General features: G+C 69.5%; 16 protein-coding genes. 11 read left to right on the top strand and 5 right to left on the bottom strand.

From position 1 onward, the window contains the following. Positions 1 to 15: 15 nt before the first annotated feature. Complete coding sequence (locus ACWIBS_RS04670) at positions 16 to 1,080, top strand: YihY/virulence factor BrkB family protein (RefSeq protein ID WP_376128101.1); 1,065 nt, start codon at positions 16 to 18, stop codon at positions 1,078 to 1,080. Here ACWIBS_RS04670 and glgP read toward each other — a convergent pair. Then, positions 1,067 to 3,625, bottom strand: a complete 2,559-nt coding sequence (glgP, locus tag ACWIBS_RS04675; RefSeq protein ID WP_376128100.1) for an alpha-glucan family phosphorylase — start codon at positions 3,623 to 3,625, stop codon at positions 1,067 to 1,069. The two genes, ACWIBS_RS04670 and glgP, sit on opposite strands and share 14 nt — an antisense overlap. 67 nt (positions 3,626 to 3,692) lie before the next feature. On the opposite strand from glgP, the gene ACWIBS_RS04680 reads away from it, so the two are divergent. Beyond that, positions 3,693 to 3,920, top strand: a complete 228-nt coding sequence (locus ACWIBS_RS04680) for a response regulator (RefSeq protein WP_376128098.1) — start codon at positions 3,693 to 3,695, stop codon at positions 3,918 to 3,920. Beyond that, positions 3,904 to 4,542 carry a CYTH domain-containing protein gene (locus ACWIBS_RS04685; protein ID WP_376128096.1) on the top strand — a complete coding sequence of 213 codons (639 nt, stop codon included), beginning with the start codon at positions 3,904 to 3,906 and terminating at the stop codon, positions 4,540 to 4,542. The genes ACWIBS_RS04680 and ACWIBS_RS04685 overlap by 17 nt, the downstream gene beginning before the upstream one ends. 210 nt (positions 4,543 to 4,752) lie before the next feature. On the opposite strand, the gene lpdA is transcribed toward ACWIBS_RS04685, so the two are convergent. Both lpdA and ACWIBS_RS04695 read right to left on the bottom strand, forming a co-directional pair. After that, entirely contained in the window at positions 4,753 to 6,150 is a 1,398-nt protein-coding gene (lpdA, locus tag ACWIBS_RS04690) for a dihydrolipoyl dehydrogenase (RefSeq protein ID WP_376126133.1), read from the bottom strand. A 10-nt stretch (positions 6,151 to 6,160) separates the two neighbouring features. Continuing rightward, positions 6,161 to 6,817, bottom strand: a complete 657-nt coding sequence (locus ACWIBS_RS04695; RefSeq protein WP_376126518.1) for a copper resistance CopC family protein — start codon at positions 6,815 to 6,817, stop codon at positions 6,161 to 6,163. Between the two features lie 103 nt (positions 6,818 to 6,920). On the opposite strand from ACWIBS_RS04695, the gene ACWIBS_RS04700 reads away from it, so the two are divergent. Then, the gene (locus ACWIBS_RS04700; RefSeq protein ID WP_376126136.1) at positions 6,921 to 7,313 is read left to right on the top strand and encodes a hypothetical protein; all 393 of its coding nucleotides are present in this window, start codon (positions 6,921 to 6,923) and stop codon (positions 7,311 to 7,313) included. Position 7,314: 1 nt separating this feature from the next. Here ACWIBS_RS04700 and ACWIBS_RS04705 read toward each other — a convergent pair whose 3' ends face one another. Beyond that, the gene (locus ACWIBS_RS04705; RefSeq protein ID WP_376126139.1) at positions 7,315 to 7,605 is read right to left on the bottom strand and encodes a hypothetical protein; all 291 of its coding nucleotides are present in this window, start codon (positions 7,603 to 7,605) and stop codon (positions 7,315 to 7,317) included. 229 nt (positions 7,606 to 7,834) lie between these two features. On the opposite strand from ACWIBS_RS04705, the gene ACWIBS_RS04710 reads away from it, so the two are divergent. The 4 genes from ACWIBS_RS04710 (at position 7,835) to ACWIBS_RS04725 (ending at position 11,484) form a co-directional block, all read left to right on the top strand. Further along, entirely contained in the window at positions 7,835 to 8,323 is a 489-nt protein-coding gene (locus tag ACWIBS_RS04710) for an FHA domain-containing protein (protein ID WP_376126141.1), read from the top strand. Beyond that, positions 8,323 to 9,009 carry a transcriptional regulator FtsR gene (ftsR, locus tag ACWIBS_RS04715; RefSeq protein ID WP_376126144.1) on the top strand — a complete coding sequence of 229 codons (687 nt, stop codon included), beginning with the start codon at positions 8,323 to 8,325 and terminating at the stop codon, positions 9,007 to 9,009. Before ACWIBS_RS04710 ends, ftsR begins: the two co-directional genes overlap by 1 nt. An 88-nt stretch (positions 9,010 to 9,097) precedes the next feature. Beyond that, on the top strand, positions 9,098 to 9,643 hold the full coding sequence (locus tag ACWIBS_RS04720) for a MerR family transcriptional regulator (protein ID WP_376126147.1): 546 nt from the start codon (positions 9,098 to 9,100) through the stop codon (positions 9,641 to 9,643). A gap of 608 nt (positions 9,644 to 10,251) precedes the next feature. Further along, positions 10,252 to 11,484: an HNH endonuclease signature motif containing protein gene (locus tag ACWIBS_RS04725; protein WP_376126150.1), complete on the top strand. Its 1,233-nt coding sequence runs from the start codon at positions 10,252 to 10,254 to the stop codon at positions 11,482 to 11,484. A 579-nt stretch (positions 11,485 to 12,063) separates the two neighbouring features. On the opposite strand, the gene ACWIBS_RS04730 is transcribed toward ACWIBS_RS04725, so the two are convergent. Continuing rightward, entirely contained in the window at positions 12,064 to 12,864 is an 801-nt protein-coding gene (locus tag ACWIBS_RS04730) for a ParA family protein (protein ID WP_376126153.1), read from the bottom strand. A 73-nt stretch (positions 12,865 to 12,937) separates the two neighbouring features. Here ACWIBS_RS04730 and ACWIBS_RS04735 point away from each other — a divergent pair, with 73 nt between their 5' ends. Genes ACWIBS_RS04735 through ACWIBS_RS04745 form a run of 3 tightly spaced genes read left to right on the top strand, consistent with a single transcriptional unit; the run spans position 12,938 to position 18,358 of the window. Then, positions 12,938 to 16,345 (top strand): pyruvate carboxylase, encoded by a 3,408-nt coding sequence (locus tag ACWIBS_RS04735; protein WP_376126156.1) that lies wholly within the window; start codon positions 12,938 to 12,940, stop codon positions 16,343 to 16,345. A 47-nt stretch (positions 16,346 to 16,392) separates the two neighbouring features. Next, on the top strand, positions 16,393 to 17,865 hold the full coding sequence (locus ACWIBS_RS04740) for a MinD/ParA family ATP-binding protein (RefSeq protein WP_376126159.1): 1,473 nt from the start codon (positions 16,393 to 16,395) through the stop codon (positions 17,863 to 17,865). Between the two features lies 1 nt (position 17,866). Next, the gene (locus tag ACWIBS_RS04745; protein ID WP_376126162.1) at positions 17,867 to 18,358 is read left to right on the top strand and encodes a peptide deformylase; all 492 of its coding nucleotides are present in this window, start codon (positions 17,867 to 17,869) and stop codon (positions 18,356 to 18,358) included. Positions 18,359 to 18,528: the final 170 nt, after the last annotated feature.

Here is an 18,528-nt window from a genome sequence, read left to right on the forward strand (position 1 = left end):
CGATAGCCTGACGACATGAACACTCCCGCAGCGCCTCGTCCGGGCCTCGTCGCGCGCGTCACGGCGTGGGCGCTCTCACTGCGGGCCGTGCGCGCGTTCCTGCACTACAGCGAGCATCGCGGACCGATGCTCGCCGACAGCGTCACCTACCGGACCCTGTTCAGCGTCTTCGCGGGGGTGCTGCTCGGGTTCTCGGTCGCCGCGCTGTGGCTCGCGGGCAACCCCGCGGCGTGGCAGGCGCTCATCGACGCCGTCGATGCCGCGATCCCCGGGCTCGTCGGCTCGATCGTCGACCCCGACGACATCCAGGCGCCCGCGGGGCTCACGATCGCCGGCATCCTCTCGCTCGCGGGGCTCATCGGCGCCGCGATCGGCGCGATCGGCTCGCTGCGAACGGCGCTGCGCACACTCGCCGACATCGTTCACGACGACGTGCTGTTCATCTGGGTGATTCTGCGCAACCTCGCCCTCGCGATCGGGATCGGCGCAGCCCTCGCCGCCGCCGCGGCGGCAATGGTCCTCACCGATGTCGGCATCGGCATGGTGACGGGGTGGGTCGGACTGACCGAGGACGACCCCCTCGCGGTCTTCGTCGCCCGGGCCGGCAGCATCCTGATCGTGTTCCTCTTGGACGCGACCGTGGTGGCTGTGCTGTTCCGCGTGCTGTCCGGCGTACGCCCGAGCCGGCGCGTGCTGCTGACGGGCGCGGCCCTCGGTGGCGTGGCTCTCACGGTGCTGCAGCAGCTGTCGTCGTGGTTCGTCGGGGGAGCGTCGTCGAACCCGCTGCTGGCGACCTTCGCGTCGCTCATCGCGCTGCTGCTGTGGCTGAACCTCTCGACGCAGGCCATCCTCATCGCGAGCTCGTACATGATCGTCGCATCGCGCGAAGACGCCGACCGCGTGCGCCAGCGTCACGGCGCGCCGTCGCTGACACTGCGTCGCGTGCAGCGTGCCGAAGACGCCGTGCACGTCGCGACGGACGAGCTTCGCCATGCGCGCGAGGCCGTCGAGAAGGAGCGCACCGAGGCCGAGAAGAAGCAGCGCGAAGAAGCCGCGAAGGACGATGTCAGGCGTACGTGACGAGTCCGAGCTCGACGGGCGAGACGAACCGCGGATGCGTCGGCACGACGCGCACGGTGTAGCCGAACCTGCCCGTCACCTCGAGCGGCAGTGAACCCGCGAACGTCGTCACCCCGTCGGCGGCGTCGCCGCTCGGAGCGAGCCGCTGCACGGCGGGCTCGGGCGTGAACGCGCCGTCGTCATCGGTCGGACCGTACACGAGCTCGACCGCGACGTCCTCGGGCGAGAGAGCATCCAGTCGCACGCGGGCGCGCACCTCGAGGGTGTCGCCGGCCCGCGCATGCTGCGGGATGCCCGAGCCGTCGACGGCGTCGATCCGCACGCCCGCCCAGCACTCCCGCACGCGCGCGACGTAGGCGGCGAGGCCCCTCGCCTGCGCGAAGTCGTCGGTGCGCAGCGCGCGGTCGTTGACGGATGCCGGCAGATACAGGCGCGTGACGTAGTCGCGCACCATGCGGTCGCTCGTGGCCTTCTGGCCGAGGTCGGTCATGGTGTGCCGCACCATCTCGAGCCATGCGCGCGGCGCGCCGCCCTCCTGGTCGTAGAACGTCGGTACGAGCTGGTGCTCGATGAGGTCGTACAGCGCCGCGGCTTCGGCGTCGTCGCGCTCCTCGTCGTCGGACGCCGTGTCGGCGGTGGGGATCGCCCAGCCGTTGCGGCCGTCGTGCCATTCGTCCCACCAGCCGTCGAGGATCGACAGGTTCAGCGCGCCGTTGAGCGCCGCCTTCATCCCGCTCGTGCCGCACGCCTCGAGGGGGCGCAGCGGGTTGTTGAGCCAGACATCGCATCCCGGATACAGGCTCTTGGCGAGGGTGATGTCGTAATCGGGGAGGAACACGATGCGCCCTCGCACGCGCGGGTTCTGCGAGAAGCGCACGAGCTCCTGGATGAGGAGCTTGCCGGAGTCGTCTGCGGGATGCGACTTGCCGCCGATGACGATCTGCACGGGGCGCTCGGGGTCCGTCAGCAGGCGGGTGAGCCGTTCGGTGTCGCGCAGCATGAGCGTCAGTCGCTTGTAGGTCGGAACGCGGCGGGCGAAGCCGATCGTCAGCACCGCGGGGTCCAGCAGCGTGTCGACCCATGCCGGAACCGCGCCGGAGCCGCCTTCGACGACGGATGCCGCGACCCGGCGGCGCGCCTCGGCGACGAGTTCGCCCTTCATCTGGGCGCGGATGCTCCACAGCTCGTCGTCGGACACCCGGTCGCGGTCGTTCCAATCATGGGCGTCGGCGTGCGCGTCGCCGAAGACCCGTTCGCTCAGCGACTTGATCGCGGGGTGCACCCAGGTCGGAGCGTGCACGCCGTTCGTGATCGAGGTGATGGGCACCTCAGCCGTGTCGACGCCGGGCCACAGCGCGCCGAACATCCCCCGGCTCACCTCGCCGTGAAGACGTGAGACGCCATTGGCATGCTGGCCGAGGCGCAGACCCAGGACGGCCATGTTGAACACGTGGGGATCGCCGCCGTCGTGATCCTCGATGCCGAGTGCGAGCGCACGCTCGACGTCGAGTCCGGCGAACAGCCCGCCGTCGAGGTAGGCCTTGATGAGGTCGCGCGGGAAGCGATCGATCCCGGCGGGCACGGGCGTGTGCGTCGTGAAGACGGTCGACGCGCGCACCTGAACGAGGGCCTCGCCGAACGACAGCCCGTCGTGCGATGCCAGCTCGGCGATGCGCTCCAGGCCCTGGAACCCGGCGTGCCCCTCATTCGTGTGGAAGACGTCCGGCTGCGCACGCCCGGTGAGGGTGCTCCACCGGCGTACCGCCCGCACGCCGCCGACACCGAGCAGCAGCTCCTGCAGCAGGCGGTGCTCACCGCCCCCGCCGTACAGCCGGTCGGTGACGCGGCGCAGCTCGTCGGTGTTCGACGGCGTCTCGGAGTCCAGCAGCAGCAGCGGCACGCGTCCGATATCGGCGATCCACACGCGCGCGTGCAGGCGACGGCCGTCGGGCAGATCGAGCGCGATCTCGACGGGGGAGTCGGACTCGTCGCGCAGCAGGGTCAGCCCGAGCCCGTACGGGTCGAGCACGGGGTAGCTCTCGCGCTGCCAGCCGTCATCGCCGATCGACTGGCGGAAGTACCCCGCACGATAGAAGAGCCCGATGCCGGTGAGGGGGACACCGAGATCGGACGCGCTCTTCAGATGATCGCCGGCGAGGATGCCGAGACCGCCCGAGTACTGCGGCAACGAGCCGTCGACGCCGAACTCGGGCGAGAAGTACGCGATGTGCTCGGGCACGGGGCCTTCGATCCGCTGGAACCACCGGTCGCCGGAAAGGTACGCCGTGAGCCGGGCGTCTTCGGCGTGCACGCGCGCGACGAAGGCGTCGTCGCACGCGAGATCGTCGAGGCGGTGCTGGCCGAGGGCGCCGAGCATGCGGGCGGGGTTCTCGCCGACCCGTGACCACAGCCCGGGGTCCATCGAGGCGAACAGCGCGTGCGTCGAGCGGCTCCACGACCAGCGCCAGTTGGCGGCGAGCCGATCGAGGGCGGCGAGCGGGGGAGCGAGGACGGGGCGGACGGTGAACGTTCGGATGGCCTTCACGCCTCGAGTCTATGCAGGGCGGCCGCGCGGCCGGATCGACCGGGGGATGCGGGGGTAGGCTCGGGCCATGGCACTTGCGAGACTGCATGGCGGCCCGCTCGACGGGCAGATCCTTCCGCTCGAGGAGGGCGTCACCGACACGTACATCGCCCCCTATGGCGAGGGGCAGCTCATCTATCGCCGCGAGGGCGACGAGACGCACACGGGCGACGACGACGGTCCCACCGAGGTCCGTTTCGTGTACGTCGAGGCGACCGAGGACATCGACCCCGATCCCGATGGCCGGGACGACTGATCCCGACGAGCCGATCCGCTCGGTCGAGATCGAGCTGACGTTCGACGTCGACGACGCCGCGCCGCTGCCCGAGTGGGAGGGCGTGCCGGGTATCGCGCGTGTCGAGGAGGCACCGCGTCGTGACCTGGACGCCCGGTACTTCGACAGCACAGGGCTCGAACTCGCACGCGCGGGTGTCGCCGTGCGTCGGCGCACGGGCGGTCCGGATGCCGGGTGGCATCTGAAGGGCCCGCGGGAAGGGCTCGCACGGGTCGAGCTCGGCTGGCCGCTGGGCCCCGACGACGACGTCGTGCCGTCGGCTGTGCGCTCCGCCGTCGCGGCGGTGACGGAGGCGCCGCTGCAGCTCATCGCGCGGATCCTCAACACCCGGACGCCGTATCTCCTGCTCGACGAAGAGGGCGGCATCGTGGCCGAGTTCGTCGACGACCGCGTCGTGGCGACCGACGAACGCTCCGGCACGGTGCGCCGCTGGCGCGAATGGGAGGTCGAGCTCGGACCCGCCGCATCGACCGACGCCGACGCGCGGGCGGCGCTGTTCGCCGCCGCCGGATCGGCGATCAGCGCCGTCGGCGGTGTGCCCGCGGCATCCGCATCGAAACTCGCGAGGGCCCTCGGGGAGTGACACGGAGAAGGGCCCGGCAAAGCCGGGCCCATCGACCCGGGTGAAGATCTCGATACGCCGGCTGCGGCGGCTACTCGATCTGACCCGACCCGCGTCAACGCTGCTGCGCAGCATTGATCCGGGTGAAGATCTCGATACGCCGGCTGCGCCGGCTACTCGATCTGACCCGACCCGCATCAACGCTGCTGCACAGCATTGATCCGGGTCGCGTCACATATTGATCATGTGACCGGCGAGGCCGTGGAAGGCCTCCTGAACGGCCTCGGACAGCGTCGGGTGCGTGTGCACGTTGCGTGCCGCCTCGAGCGCCGTCAGGTCCCACTTCTGGGCGAGTGTCAGCTCGGGAAGAAGCTCGGACACGTCGGGGCCGATCATGTGGCCGCCGAGCAGCTCGAGGTGCTCGGCGTCGGCGATGAGCTTGACGAAGCCGACGGGCTCGCCGAGGCCGTTCGCCTTGCCGTTGGCCGAGAACGGGAACTTCGCGACCTTGATCTCGTGGCCGGCGGCGCGGGCCTGCTCTTCCGTGAGACCGAACGACGCGACCTGCGGTGAGCAGAACGTGGCGCGCGGCATCATCCGGTAGTCGCCGAGCGTCATCGTCTCGGCCTTGCCGATCGTCTCGGCCGCGACGACGGCCTGCGCCTCGGCGACGTGTGCGAGCTGCAGCTTGGCCGTGACGTCGCCGATCGCGTAGATGTGGGGGACCGAGGTGCGCATGTGATCGTCGATGTCGATCGCGCCGCGCTCGGTGAGCTTGACACCGGTGTTCTCGAGCCCGAAGCCCTCGACCCGGGCGGCGAAGCCGATCGACATAAGCACTTTGTCGGCCTCGATCGAGCCCTGCGCGCCGTCCTTGCCCGTGTAGGTGACGGTGACCTTGTCGCCCGCGTCGACGACGGTCTCGACCTTGGTCGAGGTGAGGATGTCGACGCCGAGCTTCTTGTACTGGCGCGCGATCTCCTTCGAGACGTCGGCGTCCTCATTGGGCAGCGCGCGGTCGAGGAACTCGATGATCGTGACCTTGACGCCGTAGTTGGCGAGAACGAACGCGAACTCCATGCCGATCGCGCCGGCGCCGACGACGACGATCGACGACGGCAGGTCGCGCGTGAGGATCTGCTCCTCATAGGTCACGACGTTGTCGCTCAGGGTGACGCCGGGCAGCAGACGGACGGTCGACCCGGTCGCGATGATCGCGTTGTCGAACGTGATCTCTTCGGTCGCGCCGTCGGACGTGGTGACCGTGATCGCCTTCGGCCCGGTGAACGAGCCGCGGCCCTCGTACTCGGTGACCTTGTTCTTCTTCATCAAGAAATGGATGCCCTTGACGTGCGTGTCGGCGACCTTGCGGCTGCGATCCCACGCGGTGCCGAAGTCGAAGTGCACGTCGCCCGAGATGCCGAACAGCTCGGCCTTGTGGGTGAAGGTGTGCGCCAGGTCGGCGTTGCGCAGGAGTGCCTTCGAGGGGATGCATCCCACGTTGAGGCAGACACCGCCCCAGTACTTCTCTTCGATGATCGCGACCGAGAGGCCGAGCTGAGCGCTGCGGACGGCCGCGACGTAGCCGCCGGGGCCCGCGCCGAGGATGACGACGTCGTAGTGAGGCATGTGTTCCAGCCTAACGCTCGGAGGTGTTCGCGGAGTCGGCCTGAGCGGCCTTCGCGCGACGGGCTCGCGAGGCGACGAGGTAGATGATCCCGCCGACGACCGCCAGGAGCACGACGATGCCCGCGATGATCCACGGGGTCATGTCGGCGGCATCCGAGGGGGCCTCGGTGACCGGCGTCTCCGTCTCGGCCGGCTCCGCCGTCTCGACCGGCGCGCTCGGCTCGGTCGTGGGGCTCGTCTCGGCCGTCTCGGTCGGCTCCGGTGCCGGCTCGGGAGCGGCCGCCGTCACGGTGAAGCCGTACTCGCCCGAGATGGGGTGGCCGTCGCTCGAGACGACCTTCCAGAGCACGGTGACCGCGCCCTCGCCCTGCGCGACGAGCGGCACCGTGAGGGTGTTGTCGGCGGCGACCGGGTCTCCGGCGAGCTGTGTGCCCGCGGCATCCGTCACCTGGACCTCCGAGGCCCCGGCGTCGGGTGAGATCACTCCGCTGAAGGTGAGCGTCAGCTGGGCGGGGGACTCGTCGACGGTCGCGCCGGCGGCGGGATCCGACCCGATGAGCCGGTCGTGCGCCGCCGCGGGAGAGGCGATGAGAGCGGATGCCGCGACCAGCAGCACCGCGAAGAGGGCGAGGAGACCGCGGGAGACGCGGTGGGAAACCTGTGTCATCACGGTTCGAGCCTAGCCAACCCCTTACTGTGCGGGCGCTGTCCGCTTAGCATGACGGCAAGGCGGGACCACGCCCGCCTCAGCCGTGACGAGGAGGCCCGTGATGGACGCCATGATGATGGATGCCATGTCGAAGGACATGATGAAGATGCCCGGCATGGACACGATGGACATGTCCCTCATGCAGGCGTGCATGGACGCGTGCGCCGCATGCGAGCAGGCGTGCACGGTGTGCGCGACCCAGCTGATGTCGTGCGCCACGACGAGCATGAACTGCGCCGACATGTGCAACACGATGATGCGCTCGATGCTGCGCATGCAGGGGATGAACGCCACGGCGATGATGGCGATGCTCGACGCGTGCATCGAGATGTGCCGCATGTGCATGGACGAGTGCGCGTCGCACGCGGATGCCAGCGAGGTCTGCCGGATGTGCGCGCAGGCCTGTCAGGCGTGCATGGACGCGTGCATGGCCATGAAGAACGCGATGGCCTGAATCAGCCTCGCAGCACGTTGAACTGACGGCGTCCGACCGCCAGGACGTCGTAGCGCGCGTGCACGGCGACCGGCGTTCCGACGGCGACGGCATCGGCCGCGCCGGAGCCGTTCCACAGCTCGATGGCCTCGCCGTCGAGCGTGCGCACGACGACGGTGCCCTCTGCGGCATCCGTCTGCTCGACGATCGCGTCGGACCACTCGGTGGGAGTCGCCGATGCGAGGCGCGCCTGGATCAGGTGCAGCGCGTGGCCTCGGGCGAACGAGGAGCAGACACCGTCGAACGCGCACATGCACGTCGCAGCCTCACGCGCCGGGGCGGGTGATGTGCGAAAGTGCGGACTCGACACGGTGGGCTCCTGTCAGTAGGTTCGATCAGCCACGTTAGGCCGCCCGAGCGCTCGAGACATCCCGCGCGAAACACTGCGAAACACTTCGGCGGATCGCCGTCGACGGATCGGCGGATCCGGCTGTTTCACGGAGGGACCGATCGGATAGGCTTTGCGCAGAAGGAGGAGCACCGTGGAGGACAACCGTCGACCCGAACCGGACGACATCCGCCGTGGCGCGGGTGCCGAGCGAGCGCACGATACGACGCAGACGTTCGGCCACGATTCCGACCTCTCGTTCGTGCCGTTCGGCAGTGACCTGTCCGGTCCTGAACTCGATGCGATCGACGCGCTCCCTTCGGGAGCCGCGCTCTTCCTCGTGCGCTCGGGTCCCACGGCGGGTGCACGCTACCTGCTCGACACGGATGTGACCACCGTCGGACGCCACCCCGAGGCCGACATCTTCTTCGACGACGTCACGGTGTCGCGTCGGCACGCCGAGATCACGCGCAGCGACACATCGTTCGAGCTCGTCGATCAGCGCTCCCTCAACGGCACCTATGTCAACGGGGAGCGGGCCGACCGCGCGACGCTGCGCAACGGCGCCGAAGTGCGCATCGGCAAGTTCCGTCTGAACTTCTTCGTCTCACCCGCCGACCTGGTTCAGGCGGCGGACGACTGATGGCGGCTCCCGCCCCCCGCGAACGGTCTACGTCCGCGGGTCTGCTCAGCATCGGTCAGGTGCTTGCGCGACTCGCCCCCGAATTCCCCGGACTGTCGGCGAGCAAGCTGCGCTTCCTCGAAGTGCAGGGCATCATCACGCCCACGCGGACCGAGTCGGGCTACCGCAAATTCTCTCCCGCCGACGTCGAGCGGCTGCGCCTGGCGCTGACTCTGCAGCGCGACCACTTCATGCCGCACAGCGTCATCCGCGAGTATCTCGCCGACCTCGACGCGGGCCGTGAGCCCGTGCAGCCGGCGTCGGTCCCGTCGATCGTCCCGGCTCCGCGACGATTCCGCCGCGAAGAGCTCCTCGCGACGGCCGGAGCCGCCCCCCAGCTGCTCAACGACGCGATCAGCACGGGGATCATCGCAGGTTCCGAGAGCTACACCGATCAGACCGTCGCGCTGCTGCGCGCACTCGTCGCGCTGGATCGTCACGGCATCGAGCCCCGTCACGTTCGGGCCCTGCGCCAGAGCTCGGAGCGCGATGTCGCCCTCGTCGAGTCGGCGCTCGCACCGCTGCTGCGACGGACGGATGCCGGTTCGCGCGGCCGTGCCGCAGAGGTCGCTCCGGAGCTGGCCAAGCGACTCGAAGACGTGCGCGCCATCTTCGTCCGCACGGCGCTGGACCGGCTGCTCGGTTGAGCCGCGGCGCGACACGCCAGAGCGGATGTCATTGCTCGGGGCGTCGCGCTGATCTAGCGTGGAGGAGTCCGATGGGGAGGATCAGCGTATGACCGCTCGAGAAACGGCAGGCGAGCCGACATTCGTCGCCGACCTCCTCTTCACCGATGGCCTTCCGCAGATGGACGACGAGGCCGGCTACAAGGGAGCCGTCGCGGCACGCGCAGCGGGAATCACCTACCGCCAGCTCGATTACTGGGCGCGCACCGAGCTCGTCGAGCCGACCGTGCGCGGGGCATCCGGCTCCGGCTCGCAGCGTCTGTACGGGTTCCGCGACATCCTCGTGCTGAAGCTCGTCAAGCGACTTCTCGACACCGGCATCTCGCTTCAGCAGATCCGCACGGCCGTGGATCAGCTGCGTGCCGCCGGCATCCGCGACCTCGCCGGTACGACCCTCATGAGCGACGGTGCGTCGGTGTACCTGTGCACGTCCAATGACGAGGTCATCGACCTCGTCAGCCGCGGACAGGGCGTCTTCGGCATCGCCGTGGGCAAGGTGCTGCGCGAAGTCGAATCGACGCTCGTCGAGTTCGACCCGCAGGTGCCCGACATCCAAGACGAGCTCGCCGCGCGTCGCGCCGCCCGCACGGCCTGACCTCGTCGAAGGCTCGTCCCTGAGCCCCTCGAAGGGTGGCCCCGGCCGCCCCGGTCCCTGAGCTCGCCGAAGGGTCGTCGCCAGCCGCCCGGCGCTGAGCCTGCCGAAGGGTTGTCGCCAGCCGCCCGGCGCTGACCCTGCCAAAGGGCGGTCCCTGAGCTCGCCGAAGGGTCGCCCCCGGTCCCTGAGCTTGTCGGAGGGTCGTCGCTGGCCGCCCCGGTCCCTGAGCTTGTCGGAGGGTCGTCGCTGGCCGCCCCGGTCCCTGAGCTTGTCGGAGGGCGTCGCTGGCCGCCCCGGTCCCTGAGCTTGTCGAAGGGTCGTCGCCAGCGGCCCGGCGCTGAGCCTGTCGAAGGGTGGTCCCTGCGCCTGTCGAAGGGCGGTCCCTGAGCCTGTCGAAGGGTCGTGAGGCGTCGCCTCCGCTCGGTTTGCCCTTCTCACCGGCCCGCGCCCCGCGCTCCTGCCAGACCCGATGCGGGTCTCGCGGAGGAGACGCCACACTCCGCCACACTCGGCTCCTGAACTTCTCGAACGCGGAGGAGCTCGCCAGGGCGCAGCCACCCATTGCAACCGCCGGCTCCGATGTCGGAGGTGTGTTCTAGTGTTGGCGCATGGAAGATGAAGCCGAGCTCGTACATCTGGATCGGGTGGATCGGGTGGTCGAGGTCGATGGGATGGTCGCGGTGTTCACCGCGGAGCGCTATGTGGTGATCGATCGGTTGCGGGTGGCGGCGATGTCGGATGCTGCGCAGTATGGTGCCGGTCTTGCCGGGGTCGCGGAGCGTTCGGTGCGTCTGGAGCTGGCCGCGGCGTTGCGGATCACCGAGCATGCCGCCGAGCGCCTCATGGTCCGTGCCGATGCCCTGGTGCACCGGTACCCGGCCGCGTTGACCTCACTGGGGGCTGCCCGGATCAGCGAGCAGCATGCCGCGGTGCTGGTGGACCTGCTCGATCCCCTCGACCCTGTCCTGCGTGAGGCTCTCACCGCCCGCGCGGTCGCCCTGGCCGAAACACAGCCGGTGGGGGTGTTTCGCCGCAAACTCCGTGACCTCATCGAAACCGAACGGCACACCACGTTGACCGAACGGCACACGGTCGCGTTGCGGCAACGGCATGTGCGTGTGGAGACCGTTGATGACGGGATGGCGTGGTTGACCGCGTACCTTCCCGCCGTCGAGGCCCACGCCATCCACGGGCGGGTCACCGCGATCGCCAAGACCCTGGGCGGTGACGACGATGACCGGTCCCTGGATGAGCGCCGCGCCGATGCGCTGTGCGACCTCCTCATCGACGGGGACACCACCACCCACCCCGACAGTGCCCGCGGGATCCGGCCCACCGTTGTCGTGACTGTCCCGGCGTTGGCGCTGCTGGGCACCGGGGAGGAGGACGTCCCGGCGACCGTGGAGGGAATCGGGCCGATCCCGATCGAGCGGGCACGCGAACTGTGCGGGAGCGCGGACGGGTGGATGCGGGTCCTCACCCACCCCGAGACCGGGATGGTGCTCTCCGTCGGTCGCCGGCAATACCGGCCCCCGAAATCACTGCGGAAGCTGGCCGCCTGGCGAGCGGACCGCTGCATGGCCCCCGGATGCGGGATCCCCGCCTGGCGATGCCAGATCGACCACTCCATCGCTTGGGAACACGGCGGAACCACCGCCCTGACCAACCTCGCCCCCCTATGCACCGGCCACCACACCATCAAGCACCACGGCCGATGGGCCCTCACCCAGAGGTGCAACGGGACCATCGAGTGGACCTCACCCACCGGCCGAAAATACCTCGTCGAACCCGAACGACGCACCCCCACCTTCCACCCGAACAACGAACCCGCCCCCTTCTAACGCACGACCCCCGAGCCTGCCGAACGGTCCGCGCCCGAACGAGCCGAGAGCCGGTCCCAGAGCCTGTCGAAGGGTCGGCCGTTGAGCGTAACGGAAGGCGGTCCCTGAGCGTGTCGAAGGGTCGGTCCCTGAGCTTGCCGAACGGCCGGCCGTTGAGCGTAACGGAAGGCGGTCCCCGAGCCTGTCGAAGGGCCGGTCCCTGAGCCTGTCGAAGGGTCGGTCCCTGAGCCTGTCGAAGGGTCGGTCCCTGAGCCTGTCGAAGGGTCGGTCCCTGAGCCTGTCGAAGGGTCGGTCCCTGAGCTTGCCGAACGGCAGGCCCTGGAGCGTAACGGAAGGCGGTCCCTGAACTTGTCGAAGGGCGGTCCCTGAGCCTGCCGAACGGCCGGCCCTGGAGCGTAACGGAAGGCGGTCCCTGAACTTGTCGAAGGGCGGTCCCTGAGCCTGCCGAAGGCCGGCCCTGGAGCATGCCGGAACGCGGTCCCTGAGCCTGCCGAAGCGTCGGTTCCCGAGCCTGCCGAAGGCGGGCCCTGGAGTGTGCCGGAACGCGGGCCCTGAGCTTGTCGAAGGGTCGTCAGCGCGTCACGCGGTCGGCGTGGGGATACGCCCCGTCCGCATGATGCGGTCGAGCAGCGCATCGAAGTCGGCCGCGAGCTCCTGAGCGGAGTCCCCGGGCCAGATGTGCAACGGCTTGGCCGCACCCTGCGCCTGCTGCAGCGACGTGCGCTCGGGCAATTGCGGCGAGAGCACGAGCGGACCGAACATGTCGCGCAGCTCTTTGATGCGGAACTGGTGCTCGATCGACTGCGGGCGCACGCGGTTCACGACGATGCCGAGCGGCTGCAGACGGGGGGAGAGTCCCCGTCGGATCTCTTCGATCGCGCGCAGGGCGCGATCGGCGGCCGCGACCGAGAAGAGGCCGGGCTCGGTCACGACGATGACGCGGTCGCTGGCGGCCCAGGCCGTGCGCGTGAGCGCGTTGAGCGAGGGGGCGCAGTCGATGAGCACGAGATCGTAGTCGGGCTCGATCGTGGCCAGCGCCTCCTCGAGCTTCCACACGTCGCGGACGCTCGGATGCGGGCCGTCGAAGTTGATCGCGGACGGGCTGCCGATCATCACGTCGATCGTGCCGGGGTGCACCTTCGCCCAGCCGCTCGACGTGATCGCCTGACGAACGACCTTCTCCTTGGGATTGGCCAGCACATCGGCGACATTGAGTCGCCCGGCGACCTGGATGTCCATACCCGTCGAGACGTCGGATTGCGGGTCGAGATCGACCACGAGAGTGCGCACTCCCCGTGCGAAGGCCGCCGAGGCGAGCCCGAGTGTAACGGTCGTCTTGCCGACGCCGCCCTTGAGGGAGCTCACCGAGAGTACGTGCACAAGCGACTACGTTACCGTCCCCTAGGCTGAGAGCACACTTGGCCCATCGTCGTGGCCGCTCTGCGAGGTGCACATGTTCCGAAAGATTCTGGTCGCCAACCGCGGTGAAATCGCCATCAGGGCGTTCCGCGCGGCATACGAGCTGGGGGCGCGCACGGTCGCGGTTTTCCCCTACGAAGACCGCGGATCACTCCACCGCCAGAAGGCGGACGAGTCCTACGTCATCGGCGAACAGGGTCACCCCGTCCGGGCATATCTCGACGTCGACGAGATCATCCGCGTCGCTCTCGAATCCGGTGCGGACGCGATCTACCCGGGCTACGGGTTCCTCTCCGAGAACCCCGAACTCGCCGCCCGCGCGGCCGAGAACGGCATCACGTTCATCGGGCCCCCGTCGAAGGCGCTCGAGATGGCCGGCAACAAGGTCACCGCCAAGGAGCACGCGATCGCCGCGGGCGTACCGGTGCTGAAGTCCACCCCCGCGTCAGACGATGTCGACGCACTCGTCGCCCAGGCAGACGACATCGGCTTCCCCATCTTCGTCAAGGCGGTCGCCGGCGGCGGCGGCCGCGGCATGCGTCGCGTCGAGACAGCGGGCGACCTGCCCCCGGCCATCGCCGAGGCGATGCGCGAAGCCGGCGCCGCGTTCGGTGACGCCCGGGTTTTCCTCGAGCAGGCCGTCGTACGCCCGCGCCACATCGAGGTGCAGATCCTCGCGGATGCCACGGGTCACACGGTGCACCTGTTCGAGCGGGACTGCTCGGTGCAGCGTCGTCACCAGAAGGTGATCGAAATCGCGCCCGCCCCGAACCTCGATGACGAGCTGCGCACGCGGATCCACCGGGATGCCGTCGCCTTTGCCGAATCCATCGGCTACAGCAACGCCGGCACGGTGGAATTCCTCGTCGATACGGCCGGCGAACGCGCCGGCCAGCATGTCTTCATCGAGATGAACCCCCGCATCCAGGTCGAGCACACCGTGACGGAAGAGGTCACGGATGTCGACCTCGTGCAGTCGCAGATCCGGATCGCCGCGGGGGAGACCCTCGAAGATCTCGGTCTGCAGCAGAGCAACATCGTGCTGCGCGGTGCGGCGCTGCAGTGCCGCATCACGACGGAGGATCCGTCGCAGGGATTCCGCCCCGACACGGGGCGCATCACCACCTATCGGTCGCCCGGTGGCGCCGGCATCCGTCTCGACGGCGGTACCACGGCCGCGGGATCCCAAATCAGCCCGCACTTCGATTCGATGCTCGCCAAGCTGACGTGCCGCGGACGCGACTTCCCCGCCGCCGTCGCCCGCGCGCGACGCGCGCTGGCGGAGTTCCGCATCCGCGGTGTCGCGACGAACATCCCGTTCCTGCGCGCCGTGCTCGATGACGACGCCTTCGTCGCGGGCGACCTCAGCACGGCGTTCATCGAAGAGCGTCCGGGGCTGCTCACGAGCCACCCGTCGCGCGACCGCGCGACGAAACTGATCAATTGGCTCGCCGATGTCACGGTCAACCGGCCGTACGGTGAGAAGCCGGTCTCCGTGTCGCCCGGCAGCAAGCTTCCCGACATCGACCTCACCGCCCCGGCACCGGCCGGAACGCTCGAGCGCCTCCGCGACCTGGGCCCCGCGGGCTTCGCCCGTGCGCTGCGCGAACAGACACCGCTCGCGGTCACCGAGACCACGTACCGCGACGCCCACCAGTCCCTCCTCGCCACGCGCGTGCGAACGCGCGACCTGGTGCGCATCGGCCCGCACGTCGCCCGCATGACACCCGAGCTGCTGTCGGTCGAGGCGTGGGGCGGCGCGACCTACGATGTCGCGCTCCGGTTCCTCGCCGAGGACCCGTGGGAACGGCTCGCGGCTGTGCGCGAGGCGATCCCCAACATCCCGATCCAGATGCTGCTGCGCGGACGCAACACGGTCGGATACACGCCGCGACCGGTCGAGGTCACCGACGCGTTCGTGCGCGAGGCCGCCGCGACCGGTGTCGACGTCTTCCGCATCTTCGACGCACTCAACGACGTCGACCAGATGCGCCCCGCGATCGCGGCCGTTCTCGAGACGGGCACGGCGGTCGCCGAAGTCGCGGTCTGCTACACGGCCGACCTTCTCGACCCCGCTGAGCGCCTGTATACGCTCGACTACTACCTGCGTCTGGCCGAGCAGATCGTCGAATCCGGCGCGCACGTGCTGGCGATCAAGGACATGGCGGGCCTTTTGCGTCCCGCCGCGGCGGCCAAGCTCGTCACAGCGCTGCGCGATCGGTTCGACCTGCCGGTGCACCTGCACACGCACGACACGGCGGGCGGCCAGCTTGCGACGCTCCTCGCCGCCAGCGCGGCCGGGGTCGACGCCGTCGACGCCGCTGCCGCGCCGCTGTCCGGCACGACGAGCCAGCCGTCACTGTCGTCGCTCGTCGCCGCCCTGGCGCACACCGACCGGGACACCGGAATCGATCTTCAGGCCGTGAGCGATCTCGAGCCCTACTGGGAGGGCGTGCGCCAGCTGTACCGCCCGTTCGAGTCCGGTCTGCCGTCGCCGACGGGTCGGGTGTACCACCACGAGATCCCGGGAGGCCAGCTGTCGAACCTGCGCCAGCAGGCGATCGCGCTGGGTCTGGCCGACGATTTCGAGCTCATCGAGGACATGTACGCGGCGGCGGACCGGATTCTCGGCCGCATCCCCAAGGTAACCCCGTCGTCGAAGGTCGTGGGCGACCTCGCTCTCGCTCTCGTGGCGGCCAAGGCCGATCCGGCCGATTTCGCCGAGAACCCGCAGAGCTACGACATCCCCGACTCGGTCGTCGGGTTCATGGCGGGCGAACTCGGCGATCTGCCCGGCGGCTGGCCCGAGCCCTTCCGCACCAAGGTCCTCGAAGGTCGCGAGGTGTCGATCAGCGTGCCTCCCCTCACGGACGAAGAGCGCGAGGGACTCGCGGGCGACGCCCCGACGCGTCAGCGCACGCTCAACCGACTGCTCTTCCCCGCCCCGGCCAAGGAGTTCGAGAAGAACCGCCAGGCGTACGGCGACCTGTCGGCGCTCGGGACTCCCGACTACCTCTACGGACTCAAGCCGGGCGAAGAGCACGTCGCCGAGATCGATCCCGGCGTGCAGCTGTATGTGGGTCTCGAGGCAATCGGCGAGGCCGACGCCAAGGGCATCCGGACCGTCATGACGACCCTCAACGGTCAGCTCCGCCCCGTATATGTCCGTGATCGCAGCATCGCGGTCGAGACGCGCCAGGCCGAGAAGGCGGACACGAGCAAGCCGGGTCAGGTGGCCGCGCCGTTCGCCGGTGTCGTGACGGTCAAGGCGACCGTCGGCGACACCGTCAAGGCCGGTCAGTCGCTCGCCTCGATCGAGGCGATGAAGATGGAAGCGGCGATCACGGCTCCCGTCGACGGCGTCATCGAGCGACTCGCGATCGGCGCGACGCAGCAGGTCGAGGCGGGCGACCTTTTGGTCGTCATCCGCCCCGCGCAGTAACCTGGAGGGCCGTACACGCTCGACACCCGCCTTTGGAGAGACCCGCAGTGACGTCTGATCGCCCCGACCAACCTGACGAAGATGCCCTGAACGGCGTCCTCTCCGACGCGGGCAGCCTCGACACCGCCGGGATCGGGATCCTCAACGGCGCCACGGCGCAGGTGAACCTGTCGTTCGCCGTGGCGGCCGAAGACGACGACGAAGACGACGTCATCGGCGACGAGGTGCCCATCGAACTCGGGTACGCGGCACTGGTCGACGCGCGCACCGACGACGAGGTTCCGCTCGAGACCGCCGAAGCCGAGATCGTCGCCGACTCGGCTTCGCCCGCCGCGGCGTCGCCGTCCGAAGACATCACCGACGCCGAAGAGGTGGAGGATGCCATGACAGCTCACTCCGATGAGACGCCCGCCGAGGCCGCGCAACCCGTGACGTCGTCGATCCCGACGACGCGCTGGGAGGCGCAGCATCCCGATTCACCGCGTCCTGCGCGCGGTCACGCCCTCGAGCGTGTGCCGTCGCGCGCTGATGTCGCGTTGACCTCGAAGCGGATCGGCGAGTTCGAAGCCGATCGTGAGAGCGCCGATCTGCTGACGGCGGATCGTCTGCTCGACCCGCACCACGTCGTGCGCCCCGAGCCCGAAGGCGCGTGGCAGCACCTCGTCTATTCGCTGTCGGGCAGGCGCATCAACCTCGGTGACGGCAAGCGCGCACGGGCGCGCAAGGAGCTCGACCGTCGCATCTCGGCGCCGCTGAACGGCGGTGCCCGCTTCGTGCCGGTGATGTCGCGCAAGGGCGGCGTCGGCAAGACGACGATCACGACACTGCTGGGCATGGCGCTCGCCGACGCTCGCGATGACCGCGTCATCGCCGTCGACGCGAACCCCGACCGGGGAACGCTCGCCGAGCGCATCGGTCGCACGAGCGGCAAGACCGTGCGCGATCTCGTGCGCACGCATGCCGAGGTCGTCGGCTACAACGACCTCTCCGGCATCGTCGCGCGCGATGAGACTCGCCTGGACGTCCTCGCGTCGGACAGCGACCCGCGCGTGTCCGTAGCGTTCAGCGATGACGACTACAACGACGTCGCCTCGATCGCCGCGCACTACTACTCGATCGTGCTCACCGACACCGGAACCGGCGTCGTCCACTCGGTCATGGAGGCGACACTCGGGCTCGCCGATCAGCTCGTCATCGTCACCGGGCTGAGCGTCGACGAGGCGCGACTGGCGTCCGAGACGCTCACCTGGCTCGAGACGAACGGCTACGCCGAGCAGGTGCGCGGCGCGGTCGTCGTGCTCAACAACGCCCGCCCCGGTGCTCCACTCGTGCGGCCCGACGAGCTCGAGGCGCACTTCCGCTCGCGCGTGCGCGCCGTCGTGCGGATGCCGTACGACGCGCACGTCGCCGCCGGCAGCGCCATCGCGTTCCGAGATCTGCAGCCTGCGACCCGTCTCGCCGCCCGTGAGCTCGCCGCGAAGGTGGTCGAGGGACTCCGCTCGCTCGCGGCGGCCGCCTGACATGGCGGTCCGTCCGATCCGCGTCTTCGGCGACCCCGTTCTGCGGGCGCCGGGTGCGCCCGTCGACGTCGTCGATGACGGCATCCGCTCGCTCGTGCAGGACCTGCTCGACACCGTCGCACTGCCCGGTCGCGCCGGGGTCGCCGCCTGCCAGATCGGCGTGGGAGTCCGCGCGTTCAGCTACAACATCGACGGCGACATCGGCTACGTGCTCAACCCCGTGCTCGTCGAGGTCGACGGTGAACCCGAGCTGGTCGCCGAGGGCTGCCTGTCCGTGCCGGGTCTGTGGCACGAGGCCCTGCGCCACCCGCGGGCCAAGGTCGTCGGCACCGACCTCGAGGGCAACGACGTCGTGATCGAGGGGGAGGGGCTGCTCGCCCAGGCCCTTCAGCACGAGACCGACCACCTCGACGGCATGCTCTTCCTCGATCGTCTTCCGGCCGAGACCCGCCGTGTCGCGATGCGCCAGATCCGGGAGTCGGACTGGTTTTGATGCGAGCAGGATCGATGCGCGCGTAGCGCGCGTTGATGCGGCTCGGATCAATGTCGAGTAGCGCGCGAAGCGCGCGTATCGAGATCCCGGGGTATCGAGCTGCGACTGCTCCGGTCCGCATCTCGATACGCGCCTGCGGCGCTACTCGATGACCGGGGGGCGACGGGTGG

It is taken from the genome of Microbacterium sp. NPDC055442, from assembly GCF_053644215.1.